Origin of the sequence: Rhizobium sp. R634, from assembly GCF_002211305.1 — a bacterium.
Lineage (GTDB): Bacteria > Pseudomonadota > Alphaproteobacteria > Rhizobiales > Rhizobiaceae > Rhizobium.
In genome coordinates this window covers 259,721-282,583 of the sequence record NZ_LOKW01000029.1, presented here as the reverse complement: position 1 = coordinate 282,583, position 22,863 = coordinate 259,721, and the positions used below count along the sequence as shown (strand labels likewise).

At 58.5% G+C, this 22,863-nt stretch carries 16 protein-coding genes; 8 read left to right on the top strand and 8 right to left on the bottom strand.

The features are described from left to right. Nucleotides 1-13 precede the first annotated feature (13 nt). The gene (locus ATY77_RS32205; RefSeq protein ID WP_088690455.1) at nt 14-1,312 is read right to left on the bottom strand and encodes a hypothetical protein; all 1,299 of its coding nucleotides are present in this window, start codon (nt 1,310-1,312) and stop codon (nt 14-16) included. Further along, the gene (locus ATY77_RS32200) at nt 1,309-2,085 is read right to left on the bottom strand and encodes a hypothetical protein (RefSeq protein WP_088690454.1); all 777 of its coding nucleotides are present in this window, start codon (nt 2,083-2,085) and stop codon (nt 1,309-1,311) included. Before ATY77_RS32200 ends, ATY77_RS32205 begins: the two co-directional genes overlap by 4 nt. A 1,052-nt stretch (nt 2,086-3,137) precedes the next feature. Here ATY77_RS32200 and ATY77_RS32195 point away from each other — a divergent pair. The 8 genes from ATY77_RS32195 to ATY77_RS32160 all read left to right on the top strand — a co-directional run bounded on the left by ATY77_RS32195 (nt 3,138) and on the right by ATY77_RS32160 (nt 14,567). Continuing rightward, nucleotides 3,138-5,045: a hypothetical protein gene (locus ATY77_RS32195; RefSeq protein WP_141103983.1), complete on the top strand. Its 1,908-nt coding sequence runs from the start codon at nt 3,138-3,140 to the stop codon at nt 5,043-5,045. Nucleotides 5,046-5,236: 191 nt separating this feature from the next. Then, entirely contained in the window at nt 5,237-6,706 is a 1,470-nt protein-coding gene (locus ATY77_RS32190) for a M6 family metalloprotease domain-containing protein (protein ID WP_245314417.1), read from the top strand. A gap of 48 nt (nt 6,707-6,754) precedes the next feature. After that, complete coding sequence (locus ATY77_RS32185; RefSeq protein ID WP_088690452.1) at nt 6,755-8,002, top strand: hypothetical protein; 1,248 nt, start codon at nt 6,755-6,757, stop codon at nt 8,000-8,002. A gap of 64 nt (nt 8,003-8,066) precedes the next feature. After that, the gene (locus tag ATY77_RS32180; protein ID WP_088690451.1) at nt 8,067-8,756 is read left to right on the top strand and encodes a hypothetical protein; all 690 of its coding nucleotides are present in this window, start codon (nt 8,067-8,069) and stop codon (nt 8,754-8,756) included. A 316-nt stretch (nt 8,757-9,072) separates the two neighbouring features. After that, nucleotides 9,073-10,323: a hypothetical protein gene (locus ATY77_RS32175; RefSeq protein WP_088690450.1), complete on the top strand. Its 1,251-nt coding sequence runs from the start codon at nt 9,073-9,075 to the stop codon at nt 10,321-10,323. Nucleotides 10,324-10,450: 127 nt separating this feature from the next. Continuing rightward, nucleotides 10,451-12,418, top strand: a complete 1,968-nt coding sequence (locus tag ATY77_RS32170) for a caspase family protein (RefSeq protein WP_141103982.1) — start codon at nt 10,451-10,453, stop codon at nt 12,416-12,418. Then, on the top strand, nt 12,411-13,529 hold the full coding sequence (locus ATY77_RS32165) for a hypothetical protein (protein ID WP_088690448.1): 1,119 nt from the start codon (nt 12,411-12,413) through the stop codon (nt 13,527-13,529). Before ATY77_RS32170 ends, ATY77_RS32165 begins: the two co-directional genes overlap by 8 nt. A 21-nt stretch (nt 13,530-13,550) precedes the next feature. Further along, nucleotides 13,551-14,567: a hypothetical protein gene (locus tag ATY77_RS32160; RefSeq protein WP_088690447.1), complete on the top strand. Its 1,017-nt coding sequence runs from the start codon at nt 13,551-13,553 to the stop codon at nt 14,565-14,567. Nucleotides 14,568-15,055: 488 nt separating this feature from the next. On the opposite strand, the gene ATY77_RS32155 is transcribed toward ATY77_RS32160, so the two are convergent. The 6 genes from ATY77_RS32155 to ATY77_RS32130 form a co-directional block, all read right to left on the bottom strand. After that, complete coding sequence (locus ATY77_RS32155; RefSeq protein ID WP_088690446.1) at nt 15,056-15,757, bottom strand: aldolase/citrate lyase family protein; 702 nt, start codon at nt 15,755-15,757, stop codon at nt 15,056-15,058. Nucleotides 15,758-15,773: 16 nt separating this feature from the next. After that, nucleotides 15,774-16,577 (bottom strand): SDR family oxidoreductase, encoded by an 804-nt coding sequence (locus ATY77_RS32150; protein WP_088690445.1) that lies wholly within the window; start codon nt 16,575-16,577, stop codon nt 15,774-15,776. 9 nt (nt 16,578-16,586) lie between these two features. Further along, entirely contained in the window at nt 16,587-18,263 is a 1,677-nt protein-coding gene (locus ATY77_RS32145; protein ID WP_088690444.1) for a hydantoinase B/oxoprolinase family protein, read from the bottom strand. Between the two features lie 11 nt (nt 18,264-18,274). Continuing rightward, the gene (locus ATY77_RS32140) at nt 18,275-20,338 is read right to left on the bottom strand and encodes a hydantoinase/oxoprolinase family protein (protein ID WP_088690443.1); all 2,064 of its coding nucleotides are present in this window, start codon (nt 20,336-20,338) and stop codon (nt 18,275-18,277) included. 228 nt (nt 20,339-20,566) lie between these two features. Then, a complete protein-coding gene (nac, locus tag ATY77_RS32135; RefSeq protein WP_088690442.1) occupies nt 20,567-21,505 on the bottom strand; it encodes a nitrogen assimilation transcriptional regulator NAC in 939 nt (312 codons plus the stop codon). A 128-nt stretch (nt 21,506-21,633) separates the two neighbouring features. Then, on the bottom strand, nt 21,634-22,842 hold the full coding sequence (locus ATY77_RS32130) for an aspartate transaminase (RefSeq protein ID WP_088690441.1): 1,209 nt from the start codon (nt 22,840-22,842) through the stop codon (nt 21,634-21,636). Between the last annotated feature and the right edge of the window lie 21 nt (nt 22,843-22,863).

Here is a 22,863-nt window from a genome sequence, read left to right as displayed (position 1 = left end):
GAAAAAATCATCCTCAGCTCGCTTTCTTCAGAAGAGCGCAAAATGAGCCAAATTTGGCCTCGTCGATCGGCTTGATCGAGGTCGGCAGCTCTGACGGGTTGGGAAACTGCAGGTTCGTTCCGAGCGGAGTCGTGTTCGTCGACCCGCCATAATACTGCCCGGCCTTTGCCTGAAGTATTTGGTTCTGAAGCGCGAGAACGTCCTTCTGCTTCGAGATCAGAGCTGTCGTCGTCGTCTTGCTCGCGATCTCCTGGTTGATGGTCGCAGCTGGCAGCGACACCAGGCCGTACACGATATCAAGGGGTATGCTGAGCCCGCCAGCAACCTCGCTGCCTTTAACGATGCAAGCGTCCAGGAGATTCCCCCGATCAAACGCCAACGCGGTTCGGTGCTCGGCGAAGATGGTCCGGTTCACGTGCAAAACGAGGATCGGAGACACATTCTCAAGCATGACCGTATCTTTGGATCGCAATTCCCATTCCTTGTGTGCGGGGGGATCGTCACGCACATAGACATCGAGAGGGTACGGCTGCCGGGGGCGATAAAAGACGCCGGTCGGCAGCTTGTTCACCAAGTACGTTTGTTCTTTCGCCGCGCGCAGGAACGGTGGAGCCGCACCGTTCGAGAATGATATGTCTGGGTCGTTGCAGTAGCGGTTAGGTGTGTAACGGCTTTCGTCGACCGTGAACTTCCCGAGTGTGATGCAGTAGCCGTATTCGGCGATACTCTTGTTGAGCGATGCCATTGCCGACAGATCGAACGGATCTACCGTTTGCTCCGTCATCATCACGATTTCGTCGTACTCGGCGGTTTCTCGGTTGAATGAAAAATTGTAGTCCCCCGAAGCGATAATGAAGATTGCCCTGAGGAAATTTCGGATGATATCGCCCGTCTGATCGATGTTCTTCGAAGCGATTAGTGAAAGCAGACCCGATGCGCCACCTTTGGCGAAGCTGTCTGTGGAACCCTTTTTCTTGTCATACGCGACGGTGACATTGTCGTCCGAGAAAGAGTTTTCCAGAAAATCTAGGCAGTAGATGTGCTTAGGATCGGGATGTGCTTCCGGGCTAGAAACCTGCAATCTGGCCCGGCCGACCTTTATCCCGCCTTTGTATGGCTGCGAGACGGTGAAGGTTACGGTCGAATAGGGTAGGGCATAGGAGCCAAGACCGGAGTCGCAACGTCGTTCTTGGGAGCCGTCGGGCCGGATCTCGTAGGACACCGAGGAGTCCATCACCTGGCAACTTGCTGAGAGCGGAAGCAGGAGCGCGGTTAGGACGATTTTGAATGGCTTCACGATACTGCCGATCATTTGGTAGCTCCGCAGACGATGGAACCGCTGCCGCGAAGAACCACGTACTGGCTTCGACTTTTACTCAGAAACGGCGATGAGGAGCGATAGGCAATTGGGTCGTAACCAGCGGCAAAGCTTGCCTCGATGTTCGGTACGCACTGGTAGTCAACGAACAGGCCACGGTCCCTGAGGTCCGCCGAAGGTGCTGGATTGAATCCGCAAACGAGGTCCTGATAGTTCTGGTCCAACGTGCACGCCCCGGCTCGATCGCATTTTCCTCGGAGGTAGGACGTCGCGTCACACCAGCGGGAGGGGCTTATCCGCGTGGTGTATGTGTCCCCGAACTTTGCCTCGACGACGCGAACCACCAGCCCGGGCTTGCGCAGGCCAAGGCCTTGAATCGTCTCTCGAAGCTTGTTCAGGGCCTCGCTGGACTCGTCACCTTGTTGGAGCAAAGCCTTCACGGTTTGACTTGAACCTAATAGGGCACCGTCCAGCTCACCCGTAGCTTTGATAATCGAGCTGATCGCGGCCTTGTCGGCTTGGGCATTCAAAGGGCTGGAGAGTTCGAAGAGGCGGTTGGTCAAAGCTTCGGCCTTGACGTCCATGCCGGGAATCGCGGCAAATGTCGTCGGGTCTAGACGCGCGAGGGCAGCGAGGAGTTCATCGAGTTTGGAGATTGCTTCCGCGCCGCTTGGGGGCGCGTCCGTCGCCGCCGTCTGCGAGAATGTAATGGTACAGTTCAGCGTGGCCGCAAACGCGACCGCCGTTATTCTCAGCCAAGATTTCATGCAGCCCGACCCCTCAGTAGGACGCTGCAACTATAGATTAGTTCCACACAAAAATGCAAGATGATTATGGATAATAGTCCAAAAGCAGCCTAAATTATTAAGCCAGTTGCAGCAATCAGCCCCGCATTAAATTGCGAAGACTGATTATGACCCTTGTGACGACTGCTCAAACTAAAGGATCTTAAATATTCCTCCTCGCTGATCGCGAAGCAGTCATTCAACCTGCTTTGCCGACGGAAAGACGAAGGAGGCGAGATCTTGTGCCGTTCCACACCCCGCGAGAACTGGTGACAGCCAAAAGGCTCAGCTGTAGGCTCGGTTCTGATCAGGTCTCTGTCTGGCGACCGATCGTAGTAGTCGAAACATTTCTGGGCGAAACTCGAACTTTATAACACAACGAGCGGGGTCGGTGCACGCGCTTAGCGCATGCCGCGGGCTCATCCACACGACAGACGATGGCAATTTGGAGCTAGAAAAGAACATAGAAGCGCCTGCGCCATGGGCACGCACGCGGCGTCGTTTGCCGGAACTCTTCATCTGCTCTTCTGCGATCTCATTCCTGCTCGGCGGAGTTGAGCAGCCACAACGGCCTCAGCCGCAACAGCGGGCTGATCAAGGTAAAGGACCCATGAAAAGACCGTGAAGAGTCCTCATCGAAGTGGCGCCGCGGCGACGACTGCAAAGCTCCGCCCCTGCGGTTGACGACGAGGCGGTTCCCGCGGGTCGAGTGACAGTGGCGTCAAATGAGATAGAAGACGGTCGCAAAGCTTCGTAGGCATCGGCGCGGCCGGCATTCGTGAAGAGGCATGGATAACAAGTAAGAGTCGATACTTGTCAAGATGAACCAGATAAGGTAGTAGTGAATAATCGCATTCATTGCATTTGGTGCAGGCATTCTTTCGCAAAAAAAGCAGATAGACGGGCAGGAGTTAAATCTTCTGCCCGAACGTTGCTTTCGTTTCGTCCGCGGTCCGGGCAGGAGGCGCGGCTTCATACTTGCTATGCAGAATTGGGTCCAGAAGCTGGTGACAAAGTTCATGGGGGGGATGACGATGAAGCGTTCTATTGCCGCGATGATTTGTGTTGTCGTCTGGATGACTAATCCGGCGCTTGCACAGACCTTTAATTTATGCACATCGGAAAGTGATGGCACGTTCACGCCGCACTTCAGCGTCGCGCCTAGCATGGTAGTGCACAGTGACGGTGTGCTCGATATAACGCGTGCGAGTCTTGGGTTGGATAGCACGGCAACTGAGCGGGTTTTCTCTTTCAGCCGAACAATTGCGTCGATCTTGAAGAGCGCCGGCGGTGACGTGAGCGCGCAATCACAAGAAGACTTCGTCCAATCGATGCTCCAGACATTTCTTCCCGTGGAGAGCTTTCCGCTCAACCCAAAGGGCGGCGTGGTCATGCCGCTAGACGCCCGCGAGGAAGCCACGGCCCTGAGCGCAAAAGCTATGCTGGATGAGGCCGACCCTCAAGGTATTAAGCCTCTTGCGCTGTTCAACCGTTTCGATCTCGCGCCTGACAATTGGTCTCATTGCGGAGAACATCGCATCATTTACGGCCGTGAGCCCGCACGCGCGGCGCGTTTTCTGCTAATCTTCGAGGCGATGGTTCCCAACCCCAATCCATCCGCGGGAAGCGAGGGATGCAAACCTGTTGCCGAATTCTGGGCTAAGCTTTCCGAGCCCGGGCTCTCGGATACCGAACTCGCCACGCGCCTTTCCGCCTTCTACTATGAGGGAAAGACATCGCCGGCTCTGGCCAAAGCCGACCTGCTTAGGCCGGTTGTGGATTACAGAAACTACGGCGGTGACGGCGGTCGGGGTCAGGTGCGCGCGAACGCCTTCAATCCGCCCCCGTGGCAACTGCGGGAATGGCTGACCCAGCGCACGTTTAACCCCGCGCCAGGTTCGCTCCCGGTAGCCTTCGTTCCGGTAACGGTTAAAGATAATCCGCTCGCCGAACTGTATTTTGACGATCTGACGGGCACGGCGTTCCTCGCCAAGAACCCGCCCGCAAGCGCAAACCTTCTGCACGGACAATTCCTGCAGTCGCTGACGAGCACGATTGCACTACGTCTCCTGAGCGAAACGACCGCCCAGCATCAGGCTCTGATCAATGAGCTGCCGCTTTATCACCTTGGTGCAGGCGTTCAGGCGGAGGTGACGCCTGACAAGGTTCTCCTGAACACAATCGCCCTTGGCAACGACGACAAATTCAACGAATTCCAGAGCACGTCTCAGGGCTTTTCGGATGCTCCGGGCGACGGTGGCAAGAGCACGCTGGTTACCCAGATGCTCAATCAGGTAGGCGCTGCGACAAATCCATTTGTGGGTCCACAGAGCGGCCAGGTGCTTCTGAACCGGGCTCGAGCCGCAACCTGCGCCGGTTGTCACATGACCGCCGCGCGCTCGACCGGCGGTGGCTTCGTCGGGCCGGGAGTTGTCGTTCTTGAGAAGCAGGATGGCACGGTTTTACGCTGGCCGGATGTGGATGCCGGCGGGTTCGTTCAGGTCAGCGAAACCCGCGCCTTGTCGCCGACTTTGACTGACGCATTCCTGCCGTTTCGCCGCTATGTGCTGAGCCGCTATCTCTGCGAGGCGCCAGCTCCGACTGGACCCGTTGTGACGGCTTATGAGCCTTCTGGCGACATGCCTCAACCGAGCATCATGGCGGAAGCGGTAGGGAAGAATCTCGTCGATGAGACAGCGAGCGGCGGCTATTTTGTCGATGCTTTGATCGACAGCTTCATCGCCAGTGCCCGCAGCTCACCTTCGTCGGTCGCGCCAGCGGACGCGGCCGCAGATGATCAGGCGCTGAACCGCTCTCTCGCCAGACTAACGCCCGACGAGCTTTCCGCGCTGCGAAATCGCGTCAGCAATGCCATCGCGCTGGCGCGCAGCGTCGAGCTGCAGCGAGCTGGCGCATTTGTTGAGACGCGGCGCCCGCACTGATCCGGTGCGCAGAACGGCCGCTTTCCGTCGGGCCTGACGAAACGGGCGAATGCTTGGCTGGCCGCAGACCATTTCGGACGTCTGCGGCTCAGCCGTCGCGTGGTGAAAAACGCGGCCACCGGCTCTTCCGCCCGCCCAGGGGATCAACAGGGATGAACTGCTGAAACGACTTTTGCGTGGTGGAGGGGAAAATGAGGGTCTCAGCAAAGCCATTTCGGATATGTGGCTGCGGCAAGCCGCAATGTGCGGTGCCGCCGTCGCCCGAACTGCTGGCGCAATTATACAGTCGGTTCCTGTCCTTGAAGGCGGATGGCAGACTGCCGCCGAAGTTCACCTTCGACGACTATTATAAGGTCTGGCGTTCGAGCCGGCGCGGCTCGAAATATGTCGGCCTCGATGACGGCGCGATGGAATTCGGGCAGGCAGCAGTGCGGGAACTGATCGACAGGCCGCCCCGCCAGCTTTTAGGGGAAATCCGCACCCTCGTTCTGTTGGTCGATTTTCCTGACCGACCGCATGCACCCGATCACTCGCCTGGACTTTACGCGCAGATGCTGTTCAGTTCGGGCCATGTCTTTCCTTCTGGCAGCATGCGCGACTATTATCGCGACGCCAGTGGTTGGGACGAAAATGCCGCCACTGGCATCGATGTGAGCGGGCGGGTGCATGGCTGGTTCAGGCTCCCACAGCCATTGAGCTTCTACACCGACGGTTCTTCCGGTATGGATGGAACGGATCCCCGCAACGCCCAGGGGATGGCGCGTGATGCCGTCGCGGCCGCGGTTGCCGCCGGCGTGGATTTTACAGGCTACGATGTCCTGGGGGAGGGTATCGTGACGGCGCTCTTCATCATCCACGCGGGTGCGGGCGCCGAGCAGTCCGGAGACAGGAACGATATCTGGAGCCACAAATGGGTCATTCCCAATGGCGGTATCGAGGTCGGCCCTAATGTGAAGGTTACCACCTACCTGACGGTTCCGGAGGATTGCCGTGTCGGGGTTTGCGCCCACGAATGGGGACATCTCGCTGCGCGGTGGGCCGACTACTATGACACCGGGTCGTCTCAGAACATGCGTTCGAGCGGACTGGGTGATTACTGCCTTATGGCATCGGGGTCCTGGGGGAACGGAGGCCTGCTACCATCCTATCCGAACGCCATGCTGCGCATGTTCCACGGATGGATCACCCCTGAATTCGTTTCCCTGTCGCGGAAGAATATCGAGCTTAAACCGGCTGCTGAGGGCGGAACTGCGTTGATCGTGCGCAACGACCAGACGATGACAGATAAACAATATATCGTCGTCGAATACCGCCGGCAGAAAAAGCAGGATGCGTCATTGCCGGACGAGGGTGTCGCCATCTACGTTGTGGATGAGGCCATCCAGAACGTCAATGACGAGGGAAACCTGGCAATCGAACTCATGCAGGCGGATGGAAAGCGGCAGCTCGCGGGAATTTTTGGAACAAGTAACCGGGGCGACTCTGACGATCTTTACCCGTTTGGCGACGTTAGAAAGATCGGCAAAAAGACGAAGCCGCCGCTCAACATGCCTGGCGCGAAATGGACCGGTGTGACGATTTCTATCAAGGGAAGTGCTGGCGATTCCAGTATTTTCGTTGACGTTGATATCGAGGAAGCGGCGCCCCCTCCGAGCGTCTAAAGTAGTCGGGAGGAGTAGATTGACCAAGCGCGGGAGGAGGTAAATTAAATGCTTATCCGATCGGGGATCATGACGATAGCGTTGCTGTCATCGCCGGTATTGGCTCAGGAAATTGAGATCCAGGAGGGACTACCCGAACATCTCATGTACATGGAGACGCCGGTGTCTGGTGACGCGAGTGAGGACGGGCAAAGTCAGCATATCGGAGGTAGTCGCACGTGGCCGCCCGGCCAAGTATTAAAGGTATGTTTCTTCGGCGGAGATGAAGTCATACGTGAGTTGATTGCGGCGGTGGCCGCGGAATGGTCGGCCTATGCGAATCTCACGTTCGATTTCGGGCCTGTCGGCCGTCGGTATGACTGCACCGCTCCGCAGAGCGGGTTCTCCCATATCCGGGTCGGCTTTAGCGAAAAGGGATACTGGTCGCTGGTTGGCACCGACAGTGTCAAGAAGGCAAATCAGTACCAGGCGTCTTTGAACCTCAACAATTACGATATGGAATATAGCGGTTTCAATGGCTTCACAGTGGTTGATGTGGTCGCGAGAGCCGCGCCCTTCCGAAAGGCTACGATCCTCCACGAGTTTGGACATGCGATAGGCCTACTGCACGAGCACCAGAACAAGAACCTGGATTGCTGGAACGAGGTCATCAGGGAAGGCGAAAACAGTGTCTACAAATACTTTGCCAAACCGCCGAACGAGTGGCGGCCGGAAAAGGTCGAGAGAAACCTTGGTCCAGCCTTACTCTACGATCCCGATTCCGTAAGTGGGACTGCCGACTCTAAGTCGATCATGATGTATTTGATCCCTGCGAATGTCCTGCGAGGCGGGACGTCAAACAAATGCTACATTGCGTCCAAGAACCTATCGATCTCCGATTTGGACAAGAAGTGGGTGGCGCGATACTATCCGATGAACGTGACAGACATCGGGACTGATGAAGACCTCGCCCAATACACAATCGCTACGCTTCCCCCCGGCGCGTCATCCGAACTTTTGCAAGACTTCCTCGATCGGATTAGGGTTGATCTCAATTCCGGCGTGACGGCTGTCAGGCGAGACGCGAGAAGCAGGCTCGCGGAGTTCCTGAAAACGAGAAACGACATCCAGACGCTGCAGTCGCTGACTTCGGATCTGTCGCAAGAGTCTTACAGGACCCAGCTCGGAGTGGCGGTTGCTTTGTCGAAGGCAGGCAACATCGTGCTCCCGGACGCATCGTTAGCAGAGCTCCAGAAAACGCTGGAGAAGACCACAAACAAGGAACTTATCATAAATCTAGGGAAGGTGTTGAAGTAGAGCGCTGGTGGCGCTCGTCAGCACCAGACACGCCGCGTATCACGCTAGGAAGAGGAGGAATATCATGAAACGTTTTGCTTGGGTCGCAGCCTGGCTTGCGGCCACCGGGCTCGCCCAAGCAGGCGATCTCCGGATCGCCACCTTCAACACCGAGTCCGACAGCGACACCCAGCCACCCAAAGTGGCGGAAACTATCGTAGCCCTTGGGACGTTCGACGTCCTCGCTGTCCAAGAAGTAGAGAGCTGGCAGGCTCTCAAGGAATACGCCGAGGCAGCCGCCAAACAAGGGGGAAAGTGGCGCTTTGTGATCAGCGAGAGTAGAACGAATGCTGACCGACAGGCAGATCTCTTGGGTCTGATATACCGAACCGACATGTTTAGGCAACTCGAGACCAACGAGTTGCATGTGATCAGGTCCAAGCCGGACGGCTCTGCATATGGTAAGCCGGATTGGTCGCTACGCGGCGCGCTTTCATTGCGTCTTCAGGATCTTAGCACCGGCGCAGAGTTCCGGATCGTTACGCTTCACTTGAAATGCTGCAACGAACCAGCCACGCGCGCTCACCAGACCAGATTGCTGGCGGCCGAACTTGCCAAAACAACGGTGCCGACGATCGTGCTTGGGGATACGAACATCCCTATCGAACCAGGGCAGAACCAACCCGATCCGGCCAATCTTTCATCGTTTCAGGACCTCGGGTCGAGGTCAGGCCGTAAATGGCTCGCTCCCCGCATTAACGCCGCTTCGGCCTAAAGAGGAGAGAAACGCAAGCCAAAAACTTTACATGCTCCAAGGTGGGCGTTCTTCTCTCCATTATCGGGTTGGTGGCCACCGCTGGCGATCGGGTCAGCAGTTGGCAGTGAACTGGGGCTCCTTTTGGCAGATGTTGGTAATAGAAGTCCGATCCGGGTTTTGACACAGGCGGACATTCCCTCGGATGTCGCATGGTGCCCGACGCGCGCCAGAGCATCCTCCGGGTTGGTCCAATGGGCGAACGTGTAGTCATGAAATAGCATTTTATAGCTGAAGATTGCTGATTTTCTGATCTAGCGGTTCCTTGGGGGGAACGATGCCAATTATCTATGTGCATGGTGTCAACACGCGGGATCCTAGGCATTTCGAGCCCGTGCATGAGTATCTGCGGCGTATCGTGGCGCCCTCGATCGCACCCGACCCGGAAAACGTCCGGATTAGCGCTGCGGACTGGTTTCAATTGTGCGATCCCCCGAAATGGGGAGGTATCGCCCGTCCTTCCACGCCCCTGTTGGGGCAGGGGGCCGAGGTTGAGCGTAGGGAACTTCTCGATGCAATTGTCGCCAAGTTGCCGAGGAGCGGTCCAGCCAGCTCAAGTCTTACTAGCGGTCATGTCGCGACGCCGAACCAATATTCTCGAATTGAAGGACTGACGCCGGATGATTTGGCCGATCTGATCACCGTGTCGGCTGCAAGCAACAGCATCGACGGCTTACAACGCGCACGCATCGGCATCGCCGCTGATCGAGTGGCACGCGATCTGGCAATCCAAAGGAGCGTAAAAGCAGCAAACAGCTTAGAGAAACAACTCGCAATTCTGGCAGCTTCGGTGCAGGAGAGTGTCGAGCAACAATCTACTCTGGCAGGCCAAGGCGCAGCACAATTCCTGCGTAGCTTGCCCGGCTGCGTAAGCGAGAGCCTATCGCGCATCTTTGGTAGTCCGATTGCAGTTGCTAGCCTCATAGCGGGCGAACTGCGTCCGACACTTAACGATTTCGTGACGCGCTTCGTGGGGGATGTTCTATTCTACATGACGCTGCGAGGAACAGCCAATGCGCCGGGCGCTATTCCGCAAGTGCTCATCTCCGAACTCGAATTCGCCGCGGAGACCAAAAGGAGGCGTTCTGGCGAACCAATCGTACTGCTGACCCACAGCATGGGCGGACAGATTGCCTATGACGTGCTCACGTCGTTTCTCCCAGAAGCGCGTAGCGAAGTGAAGGTCGATTTCTGGTGTGCCACAGCGAGCCAAGTGGGTTATTTTGAAGAGTTGAACATGTTCCTAGCCAGTTCAAAGAATTTCTCCAGAGCGAGCGGACTGCCTACGCCATTTCCATGCGCTCATCTTGGGCGTTGGTGGAACGTCTGGGACCCGAATGACATAATCAGCTTTACCACTAAGGGCATATTTGCGAACGGGATCGATGACGAGAAATACTGGAGCGGAATGTCTTTGGCAGCTGCACACGGTGGTTATCTTGAGCGCCCTAGCTTTTATCGCCGGTTTGCAGACAAACTAAAAACTGCGTTTCCAGTCGGGGGGGCCGAAGTTGACGTTAGAGCCTGACAGCAACGAGGCTGGATTTTGGAGTGACCGCCAAGTAGGTAGTCAGGGAGTGCACGCGTTGATAATCGGAGTCAGCCGTTACGATCATCTGAATGCAGGGAGTGCACCGGCACCTGAGACTTATGGATTGGGTCAACTCAGCGTCTCGGCATTGACTGCCTATCGTTTTTTTGAATGGCTGCAAACCGCTTACACACTGCAGGACTGGCCGGTTGCACGCGTTCGTCTTTTGATGTCGCCGCAAGGAGCCGAATTATCAGGCTGCGATCCCGCGATCTGCGCGCACGCTCCAGAAGCAACGTTCGATAATTGTCGCCGCGCTGTCGAAAACTGGTATGCCGACATGGAGGATTTGCGGGCACCGGCCGCCGGCCGCAGTCTATTCCTGTTCAGTGGACATGGCATGGAGCGGCGGCAGAACGATATGCTCATGCTCCCAGCGGATTATCTCAAGGCACCGGGCCGGCTCATTAGCAATGCGATCAGTACCCGCAACCTTTCGGACGCGCTGTCATATCTGACTTGCGTGTCAACACACGTCCTCCTGCTTGACGGCTGTCGAAATGATATTGATGGTCTAAGGACGGACGGCACAGGGATTCTGAACGATAACCAGCCCATCGCTGTCAATCCGCTCTTTGAGAAAGGCACGCTCTATGCGACGGCGTCAGGGCTGCGCGCGTATTCGCCAAAGTCAGGAGGTCTGTCCCTTTTTGGGCGGGCGCTCCTTGATGGATTGAGCAATAAGCCCGACCCCAAGCTCGACGAAGCGCCGATCGAACTGATCCAAAAGCGCCAAAGGTCGGCGGTCGAAATCAACAAGCTCGGTAGCTACATGAAAGGACGAGTTGCTGCCTTAATAAAGGCCGCTAACGAAAGCGTCGTTCAGATCGTGCGCTCTGAGGTTGCTTCCCCCGATCCCGATCGCCCAATTGAACTGGCCGAGCTCACGAAAGAAGCATCGATAGGTTTTGCCCCGGGTTCGTCGAAACGACCGCAGCCGACATTTGCCGATCAAGAGCAACCGAGACCCGCGCCAGACGCATGGTTCCGCGAGCGCTATCAGCCTGAACGCATCGCCGTTCCCGCCATACCAGGCGCCAGCCGCCAAGAGCACATCGATCGCTTTCACGCGATTTTCGGGTCCGAGGCCGTAACCTTCCCGTGGCTCGACAAACTCCGCATCATTGGGCTTTCGACCCATCAGGTTTTCGACCATCAGGTTGTCAAGGTTCTTTCCTCGGCACAGACCGCCGCGACCTCTGAATTGCACCGCCTTCAGATCAGTTTCCGCGTCGCTGTCCCTGACCCGATCGGGCACTTAATCGTGATTGAGAATCAACGCCAGCGACGCTTCTGTTCGGTGCTGCCGAGTGACGTCGATGAGCGGACTTTCCAACTCGAGATGGACGTTGAGGATCGCGACTATTTCAATTTCTCGATCTATCTGTCGCCTCAGAACGATGGGCCGGCAGGTAGAATTGCAGCGGCTTGGGACCAACTAAGGGCTCGCGATGTCATCACGGCTGCAGGTCGACTTAAATCCGACGTCGAGAGCGAACTGACGAATGCATTTAAGGATGGGGAAGAGGCCCTACGGCTCAAACTACGGTCACCCTTGGCCGCTACCGTGGCGACGGTTCTCCTGCTGAAAGGAAATCAGTTCGAACGTATGTATGACTGGGCACGCAATCTGGCCAACTGGTTTCCGGCAATGCCCGATAGTGTCGTGCTTTGGACTGAACAATGTCGGCGTATGACAGCGGGCCGGGCACTCGATCCGGAATTGATACCGTGGTTCGTGCGTGAGTTGTCGCGACGCAGCCTGCCCTTTACGGCCGACGGATTCGGGCTAGCGATCGACCTTGTGAGCGACGTAGTACGTGGACGACTGGGCACCGATGAAGCGACGCGTTCTGCGGCGCGCGCCCTCGCGAATCGCCTTGAGGCGGCGGCGCTTTATTTCCGTGATACTGGGTTGTTCTGCACCTTCGCCGGGTTCCCGGCCGAGTGGAAGCCGGAGCTTAACCTAGGGCCACCAGAACAGAGCCGATTTCCCGACCCAAAATCCAGAGTCAGGGCTCCCAATGAATAGCGCAAGCGCATCTGGGACGCCCATCCTGCAGTTGGAGGGCTTTCGCAAACTCGTAACAGGCATTTTATGCGGTAAGGCCATCCCGCAGTCTCCAAGGGGTTGGCGCGAGATTGAATTGCAGTTCACCGCCGATCTGAGTTGGAGCGCGCGCGCTACTCGTGCAAGCAACGGACGTTATAGCGTCGTCATGGACGTCGGCACCGCAGTCACGACGGCGCTTGTGTTAATTCAACTGCTTGCCCATCGGGCCGTAATGCCATCGTTTTCGTCATCCTGGTTCCGGCGGTGGAAGGCTAGGAAAGGTCCGGCGAAATTTCCCTTAGCATCGTTACACGCAGTTTGCCTGGACAGCGCAGAGTTTGAGGGTCTGATTAGTGCCGATTCCTGCATCTCTCTCCATCGATTTATCGATCGTCTGCCCGCCGACCTTAATGAAGAGCTCGCTGCCACAATTGCTGCTTTGGGTCATGATCGACAGAGGAGTTTGATAACGGCGAAACTAATCGAATGTGCACTTCTTCATATGTTTGCACACGAGTTTAGTCATATTTACAGGGGGCATCTTGATTATGTTATTGAAAGCGGCCTTTTGGAGCGGCTGCAGGAATCTGACTCGAGATATACCAAAGATGGCACGGATTATTGGGCCATTGAACATATGGCCGATATGAGCGCCTCCTGGATATCGTCCAGTTTCATGATGGTCACTGCGGCGAGTTGGGGGCCACTATTTACGAAAATGGCCATGCTGCAACTGCTGCGGCTATGGAGTTTCGCTGTCGCCGTCTGCTACCTCATCGATGACCAAATTCGAGAGGGGGAATCGCTCTATCCTCCGCCAATTGATCGTGCCGATGCTGCCATTAGGATTGTCAAGGTGACGATGGCCGATAAACTGGGAATACCTCAGGGGCGGCTTTCAACTGCACTCGGACGAGGGGTTCGAGATGCGCTCGAAGCGTGGGATCTAGCGGGTTGGTCGCGTCGGCCACGCAACCCGACATATTATGACAATAAGGACCTATATGACTCGATCAGAAAGATCGAGATGGTCCTAACTCCACCTCCCAATATGTGGCCCGACGGCCTCGGTCAACAGCAATGGCCGTAAGGGTGTTAAGGAGTTACCCGCATGGAAGCTGTAAAACTTAGATTGCGAGACCGTTTGGCTCTTCTCGCGAAGGTTCTGTCAAGCAGGATCGCTCGACAAGTGGCGCTCAAATCGCAAGAGCATCTTACGCCACCGCAGTTGGAGGCTCTCAATCGTCATGTAGATCTGATATTGAGCGAAGTAGATTATTCGAAGGTGCCGCGCGAAGTTGCTGACATGCTTCTTTCCGCTGAAGCAGTTCTGGCTAACCCGTTTTTAATTCACTACATCAGGCCAGCTGTTCGGATGGCAAGAGGGAACGGGTACGAGATAGGTAATATTCCGATTATTACGAATCCGTCGTTGACGTTTGGAGGGATGGCCGTCGAGTTGACCTCGGATCTGCGCGTCGCAGAACTTCCCTTCGGTTTAGTTTTTATGCTCCGTGAAATCGGTCGCGGCATAGTAAGCCTGAACAACGCGATAAAAATGAAAAAAATTGAGAAAACGAGCGTTTCTGCTTATTTGTGCGCCACAATTTCCCTTCTCATGTTTGAACCTTTTGTAAAAACTTATCCGATCTTCCAGAACGTATTTGAATCAACAACATCGTGCTCTGACAAAATACTGGCGACTCAAGCTACTCATGCGCTTGGCGTGTTTTTAATTCTTCACGAAGTTGGCCATATCTGTTGCCATCACGCTTTTGACTTGGATGATGATGAGCGCCGAGAAATGCAAGAGCATGAGGCGGATATATTTGCAGTTAAGTGCATGCTTGCTGCAAAAAGACGCAATCAAAGATTTTCAGCTTTTAACGACGCGATGTTGACCTACATATGCGGACTATTTGTGCTTATGGACGTCGGTGCAAACGAGACCGGTTTAGATCTCAGCGGCTACCCGAGCTTCAAAAGTCGGTATCTCCGCATTCTAGAAAATGCAAATGCGTCCGCGGAGGTGCGCCAAGCAGTACGGAATATGGATTCTGAAGTGCAAAAGGCAGCAAAGCCCGCGAGCGAGAGGGTCGAGATCGTAAAAACGATCATGGGCCTGTGATTCCGTCCGCGAGTTATATTTGAGTTGGGCGACGAGCTCGCCTTGGGTTGAAGATCCGCTTTATCAACGTTTGTGCTTGGAAGACGGCGGTACGCTTTCGGTCCCAAATCAGTATTCCAGCTAGGCTAAGACTAGAGGCGGACGAATCGCGCTCCCACGAGCCCTGCACGGCTTGTTGCTGCAATGTTCCCTTTTTGGTCCACGAAGATCGCATAATGAATCTTATGGAACTCGTCCCTTGCCTGGATGCGACGCCGGCGTGCAGGGGAGCAAACAAAGAAGAAGTCACCGCCGCCATGATAGCTGCGAATAATGGCGGTGCAATCGGTGCGTGGTGCGGTTCAATTCTTTGGCCGCGTCGTCCTCAATATGGGCAGCCGCAAGGCCGTATGGGGATCAAGTCCGTCATCGACGTTGCTCCATGCTGCCGGAACAGATCAAGCCGAGCGGTCACTCTTCGATGGAAGAGGAATTCGAGATCCTTCACCCTACCGTGCCAGCGTCTGCCTGATCGCGGCGATGCCGCGCCTCAGGAAGGGATCGGAGTGGATGTAGAAGAACTGCACGCCCTTTTCGAGCCATTCCGGCAGTTCGTCCGCTGTGACCAGGGTGCCGGCAATCTTGCCGGCGGAGCGGATTTTCCCGACCGCTTCGGCAACCTTCTCCCGTACTTCTGCCGGCCGGGGCTCGCCGAAGGCCGGGGCCGGCGGGAAGCCCATGTCCTGGGAGAGGTCGCCGGGTCCGATGAAGAAGACGTCGATCCCCTCCACCTTGGCGATCTCGTCGAGGTTGGCGATAGCCTCCACGGTCTCGATCATGGCGACGACCAGACGTTTTTCATGGTCCGCCGGCAGCGCGTAGCGGACCGCCTCGACGATGGCCCGCGCCTCGTTGGCATTGTCCACCATCGGCACCATGATCCCGTCCGCGCCGGCGTTCAGATACCGGATGATGATCGGCCGCTCGTGGGAGTGAGGCCGAATGATCGCAGCGCCCCCGGCGGAGCGAACGATCTGTGCGGTTTCGCGAACGTCCTCGAAGCTCCAGGTGCCGTGTTCGCAGTCGACGAAGACGGAGTCGGCGCCGAGTTCGACCAGCCGGGCGGCGAGGCCCGAGGAGGAATGATGCGGCGTGAACATGGTAATGGGTTCGCCGGCCTGAAGCCGGGCGCGCAATTTTGCACCGTTCATGATGTGCTCCTCCTGATTATTTCTTTGGCAGGTCCGGCGTGTCGGCCGGCGCGCCCACCCAACGGGCAACCTCGATATCGGCCGACGTGTCGCGCATGAAGGTCGGGCAGATATGCAGTTCCGGGATGACCGCGCCCTTCTGCAGGCTGGCGCAGAGCGCGATCGCCCTGGCGACGTCGTGCGGGTCCAGCATGACCGCGCGTTCGCTCTCAAGCGGCGGCCGGGCCCTGTTGTTCATGATCGGCGTGTCCGTCTCGCCGGGCAGGATGGTCGTCGCCCGAATGCCCTGGTTTCTGTAGGTGTTGTGCAGGAAGGTCATGAAGTTCTTCACGCCGGCCTTGGCAGCGCCATAGGCGGCGCCGCCAAGGAGATTAGGATTGAGCGCGGCGAGCGACGAGACGGTGATGATCGTCCCCTCGCCCTTCGCGATCATATCGGGAAGAACCGCCTGGGTCAGATTGAAAACCGCCGTCAGATTGACGTTGACGGTCGAATTCCATTCCTCCTCGCTGAGAAACCGGGCGTTCAGCACCTTGCTGGCGCTGCCCGCATTGTTGACCAGGATGTCGATGGGGCCGACATTCTCCCTGACCCACTCGACCGCGGCGAAGATGTCCGCACGCGATTCGATGTCGAGAGATTTCACAAAAGCCTTGCCGCCCGCCGCCGCGACGAGGCCGGCAGCCTCGCTGAGCGGCTCGATGCGCCGGCCGGTCAGAACGACGCTCGCGCCGTCTTTCGCCAGAAGCAGCGCGGCTTCTTTTCCGATCCCGGTCCCGGCCCCCGTTACGAGGGCGATTTTTCCATCCAGCAAACCCATGTCCATCTCCTACTCGGCGGCGACCGCATCGGCACCCTTGTAGCGATAGACCGTCTTCGCTGCCTGCGGCGTAATCAAGCCCTCGGCGAGATCCTGCTCGATAAACTCAGCAGCGCGCTCGCTTGCGCGGCCCCAGCCGCCTCCGCCGGGGGTTTCCACCTCGAGGCGCTCGCCGGTCTTCAGGACGACCTTGCCCTTCGGAAACTGCGGCTTTCCATTCTTCAAGACCTTGCCCGCCGTGCCGTTCTGGCCCTCGACGACGCCGAAGCAGGGATGGCGCACCCGTTCGGAAGCGAGGTAGATGTTCATCGGCGATTTGCCGAGGTTGCGAAGGACCACGCGCTGGCCGAGACCTCCGCGATGTTTGCCGGCGCCGCCCGAGTCCGCGATCAGTTCCTTGCGTTCCGTCAGCGCCGGAACCGCGATCTCGAACATTTCGATCGCCGTGACCTTGCAGTTCGACGGGAAGCTCAGCGTATCGAGGCCGTCGAATTCGGCGCGGGCGCCCTGCCCGCCATGAAAATTCTGAACCGAACCGTATTGCGTGCCGTCGTCACGGCGGCCGACGCAGTTTGCAGCCCAGATCGGCGCGCCGCCGCTGTCGCCCATCACCTTGTCGGGCACGACGCCTTCCAGGGCCTTGAAGATCAGCGACGGAATGGCGTGGCCGATCAGATTGCGCGAATTGCCGGCCGTCCACTGTTCGGGATTCAGGATCGATCCCAGCGGGGCATCGTCGGTGATCGGCGTGATGCAGCCTTCATTGTTCGGCGTATCGGGGTCGAGAAGGCATTTCAGCGCATAGACCGAATGGGCGTAGCGATAATTCGTGCGGCAGTTGATCGAATGCAGCACCTGCGGCGAGGTGCCCTGGTAGTCGACATGGACCGAGTCGTCATTCACCACGACGGTTGCCTTGAGCGTGATGTCGACGTCATAGCCGTCGAGCAGCATCTCGGCGCAATAGCTGCCGTTCGGCCACGCGCGGATGGCCTTGCGGGTCTGCGCTTCCGAGCGCGTATGGATCGCATTCGCCAGGCCGTCGACGTCGTCGAGACCGTACTCGTCGAGGAACTTGACGAGCTCGCGGCCCATGACGTTGTTCGCCGCGATCATCGATTCGAGGTCGCCGCGGACTTCGGTCGGCAGACGCACCGATGCTTCGATGATGTCGAACACATCCTTGTTCGGCACGCCCGCCTTGAGCAGCTTGACGATCGGAAAGCGGATGCCTTCCTCGAAAATGTCGCTGGCTTCGGAGTGGAGCGGCGCGCCGCCGATATCGGGCAGGTGGGCGATCGATCCGGCATAGGCGACAACCTTGCCGTTCTTGAAGATCGGCGTGATCATCGTCACGTCGGGCAGATGGCCGGTGCCGATCTCGGGATCGTTGGTCGCCAGCACGTCCCCTTCCTCCAGCGCGCCGGCGGGAAATTTCGGAAGGAAGAATTTCTGCGCGGCGGCAGGCAGCGAGGTGATGAAGACCGGGATCGACCAGGTGCACTGGGCGAGCGCCCGGCCCTTGCTGTCGAGAAGAACGGTCACATAATCGTGGTTTTCGCGCACGATCGGCGAGAACGCCGTCTTGCCAAGCACGTTGTCGGCCTGGTCCGCGATGAAGATCAGGCGGTTCCACATGACCTGCAGGTTGATCGGATCGTTGAAATCGGTGACGGGCTTCGACATCTGATGTTCCTTTAGAGAATATTGATCACGAGATTGCCGCTGGCATCGACATGGAAGATGCCGCTCGGGCCGACGACGGCCGTCGATTCACGCTGTTCGACGATGGCCGGTCCCTTGATCTCGTGGTTCACCGGAAGCTTGTAATGGTCGTAGACCGAGGTTTCCGCATAGGCGCCCAGTTCCTGGAAATAGACCTGGCGGCTGCCCTTCCTGGCTTCTTCCGCCTGCGTCTCGTGCGGACGGGTGACCTGGTCTTTCCCGCCGCTCGCCCGAAGCCGCCAGGTGATGACCTCGACGGACGCAGCCACGGTGCGGCCGAAGAGTTCGCGGTAGAGCTTGAAGAAGTTGTCGGTGAGCTGTTTGAGGAATTCCTCTTCGGGAAGGTTCCGATCCGGCAGGGTGACGGTGATCTCGTGGCCCTGGCCGACATGCCGCATATCGACGGTAAAGCGGTTTGCGATCGTCTCCTTGGCGACGCCCGCAGCCGACACCACTTCGGCGCCTTGTGCGGCGAGATCATCGAGGATGCGTTTCATCTCGGCGATATTCCAGGCGTTCACCGGCATCGGATGGCTCATCGACAGATCGACCGCGACCGGTGCGATCAGAAGGCCGATGGCTGAGCTGACGCCGGCGCCGGTCGGGCAGATGATCCGCTTGATGCCGAGCTTGCGGGCGATGCCATAGGCATGGACCGGGCCGGCGCCGCCGAAGGCCACCATCGGCAGCGAGCGCGGATCGACGCCGAGGTCCGTTGCATGCATGGCGGCCGCCTTGCTCATGGATTCGTTGACGAGGTCGTGAATGCCCCAGGCGCAGCGCTCGACGCTGACCTCCAGAGAATTGGCGAGCTTGGCCATGGCCTCGTGCGCGGCTTCCCTGGAGACTTTGAAGGAACCGCCGACGAAGGACTCGGTGCCCATGTAGCCGAGCAGGATATCGGCGTCGGTGACCGTCGGCTGGGTGCCGCCGCGCTGATAGGCGGCAGGTCCAGGCATGGCGCCCGCCGAATGCGGGCCGACGTCGAGCAGGCCGAGCGGGTTCTTCGCGGCAATCGAGCCGCCGCCGGCGCCGATCTCGATCATCTGGATCGACTGGATCTTCAGCGGGAAGCCGGACCCCTTGCGGAAGCGCTGGTAGTGGGCGACTTCGAGGTCGGTCCCGACATTCGGCTCACCGTTCGGTATGAGGCAGAGTTTCGCCGTCGTGCCGCCCATGTCGAAGGACAGCACGCTGGTTTCGCCGGCAACCCGGCCGAACTCGGCGGCAGCGACGGCGCCGGCCGCAGGCCCGGATTCGATGAGGCGGACCGGAAGCTCGGCGGCGCGCCGGCTCGGCACCAGGCCGCCGGAGGAGGTCATCCACAGAACCTGGCGATCGATGCCCTTCTTGGCGAACTCCCGCTCGAGATGGGCGACGTGACCGGCCATCTGCGGACGGGTATAGGCATTCACCACAGTGGTCGAAGCGCGGTCGAACTCGCGCATCTCAGGGCAGACCTCCGAGGAGATCGAGACGAAGATGTCCGGATTTTCTTCGCGCAGAAGGGCCGCCACGCGTTTTTCATGCTGAGGATATTTGTAGGCGTGCAGCAGGCACACCGCCACGGAACGCACGCCCTTCTCGCGCAGGCGGCCGGCAATCTCGCGCACGCTGTCTTCGCTGAGCGCCGTCATCACTTCGCCATCGGCGGCGATCCTTTCCTCGGCGCCGAAGCTGTTGGCGCGGGTGACGAGCGGATCGGGATATTTGATGTTGAGGTCGTAAAGGTCGTAGCGGCCTTCGTTGCGGATGCGCAGCATGTCCTGGAAGCCGTCGGTGGTGACGAAGCCGGTTTCGACACCCTTGCGTTCGAGAACGGCGTTGGTGACGACCGTCGTGGCGCCGAGCACCTGCAGGTTGTCCATGGCGATCGAAGCGGAAAATTGTTCGAGCAGCTCGGAGACGCCCTGCACGACCGCTTCGGCCGGGTTCTTCGGGGTGCTCAGCACCTTGTGCAGATGCAGCTCGCCGCTGTCGTCGAGGAGAGCGAAATCGGTGAATGTGCCGCCAGTGTCGAAAGCCAGTTTTGCCATATTTCCCTCGAAGCAGAAGCTCGGCGCCGCATGCGCCCGTTAACCGCGGGTCCGAAGGCCGAACCCCTTATCTCTCACAAGGTTAGGCGAGTTCGGCGGCGGTTGGCCAACACAACTCGCGTCTGCCGCCATAGGGTTTGCTTATAGCGATGCGCTGCAATACCCGGTTGATAGGGCGCCTGCTCGGGCGGTGAAGAGGAGATGCTGACCGGAAGGTTTCTGCCGATCCTACACGGGACGAATGCCCGGATGTTCGGTCGCGGTCATGTGACCGACGATCTCGAGGAGCACTGCCTTGGCCGCGAGAGCGGGCTCGGAGAGCGGAAGATGGTCCGACACGCATAGCGAGACGGTGGCGTCGATAACCGGTCTGGTCAGCGGGCGCACCTGGGCACCCGCGAAGGAAGGGATCGCCGTGACCACCGAGGCCGGCAGAATGGTCGAGCCCAGCCCGTCGAGGACGGCGGCGCTCAAGGCGGGAACCGACTCGATCTCCGAGACGACCGTCGGCGTTGCGCGGGCGCGCGCCAGCGCATCGTCTATCAGGCGCCGCAGCAGATGGTTCTTGCTGGGCAGCAGCAGCGGCATCTCGGCGAGTGCGCTCAAGGCCAGGGCTTCGCCGGCGGCACCAGGCAGGTTTTCGCCGGGCGGCGAAACGAGGAACATCTCCTCCTTGAAAAGCGGCTGCAGCGTCGTGCCCTTGATCGGTTCGGAGGCATAGATCAGCGCCATGTCCATCTTGCCGGTCATGATCAGTTCGCTGAGGATCTGTCCGAAACTGTCGTTGATGTGCACGACGATCTGGGGATGCTTGATCCGCATTTCGCGCAGCAGCGGAAGCGAAAGCGAGCTCGACGTCGAATAGGTCGCAAGCCCGATCGAGACGCGCCCGGCAATGGAGGCAGTCGCCTGGTTGATGTCGATCTGCGCCTGATCGATCTGCTTCAGCATCAACTGAGCGTGCCGGTAGAGAATGAGCCCGGCCTCGGTCGGCGTGATGCCGACATTGCTGCGGATCAGGAGCTTGTGCTTGAAATGCGCTTCCAGCGAGGCGATCTGCTGCGACAGCGCCGGCTGTGCCGTTCGAAGGATCGCGGCGGCACGGGACACGCTGCCGGTATCGACGATCTTGACGAAGCTTTTCAGCTTGCGGAAATCTACGCTCATGGTCCACGCTCTCTTTCGTGGACCCTAGCGCATCGGCCCGAAAATCGGAATCGATTTTCGGAAACTATGGCGCGCCGATTCAACGCGTTGCAGCGGGAAGGAAGCATGTGCCCCTTCCCGACATTGCTCTAGCGCAAATCCGCAACGGCGCGTTCGATTCTGTCGCAAGCTTCCTTGATCGCCTCCATCGAGGTTGCGATCGAAAGACGGAAGTAGGGCGACAGCCCATAGGCCGCTCCCTGCAGGGCGGCGACGCCGACGCCGTCGAGCAGGTAGAGGACGAAGTCCAGATCGGTCTCGATCGGATTTCCCTCGGGCGTCTTTCTGCCGATCACGCCGGCGCAGTTCGGGAAGAGATAGAAGGCGCCGTCCGGCACCCGGCAGGAAATTCCCGGAATGGCATTGAGGCGGCCGCAGGCGTAATCACGGCGCTCCTTGTAGACCTTCACGCTGTCACGCACGAAGGACTGATCCGCGGATAGAGCATAAGCGGCGGCCGCCTGGCTGACCGAGGACGGACAGGACGACATCTGCGACTGCAGCTTGTTGATCGCCGCGATCAGCGGAGCCGGTCCGGCCGCATAGCCGATGCGCCAGCCGGTCATGGCGTAGGACTTCGAGACGCCGTTGGTCAGAAGCACCCGGTCCTTCAGCGCCGGAACGGCCGCGACCAGCGTCGTCATCGGCTCCTCGCGAAACCAGACCTGGTCGTAAATGTCGTCCGAAAGGACGAAGACATGCGGGTGACGCAGCAGGACTTCGCCAAGCGCCTCCAGCTCTCCGCGGCTGTAAGCGGCGCCCGTCGGGTTCGACGGCGCATTGAGGATCAGCCAAAGCGTCTTCTGCGTGATCGCCGCTTCGAGCGCTTCCGGCGTCAGCTTGAAACCCTTTTCCTGCGGGCACTCGACGATGACAGGCTTGCCGTCGTTGGCGATCACCATATCGGGATAGGACACCCAGTACGGCGCCGGAATGATGACTTCGGCGTCGTTCTCGACGCTCGCCATCAAGGCGAGGAACAGGATCTGCTTGGCCCCGCCGCCGACGCAGATCTCGTTGTCGGCATATTGCAGCGACAGGCGGCGTTCGAAGTCGCCGATGATCGCCTTGCGAAGGGCCGGCGTTCCATTGACCGCCGTGTATTTGGTTTCACCGCGATCGATCGCTGCATGCGCCGCAGCCTTTACATTCTCGGGCGTATCGAAATCGGGTTCGCCGACGGTCATATCGACGATGTCCTTGCCCGCCGCCTTCAGCTCGCGCGCCCGCGCCGATGCTGCGGTGCTGGGCGAAATCTTGATGCGCGCCACGCGCGACGCGGCCACGAAATTGTTCATGGTTGTTTCCTCGGTGCTATC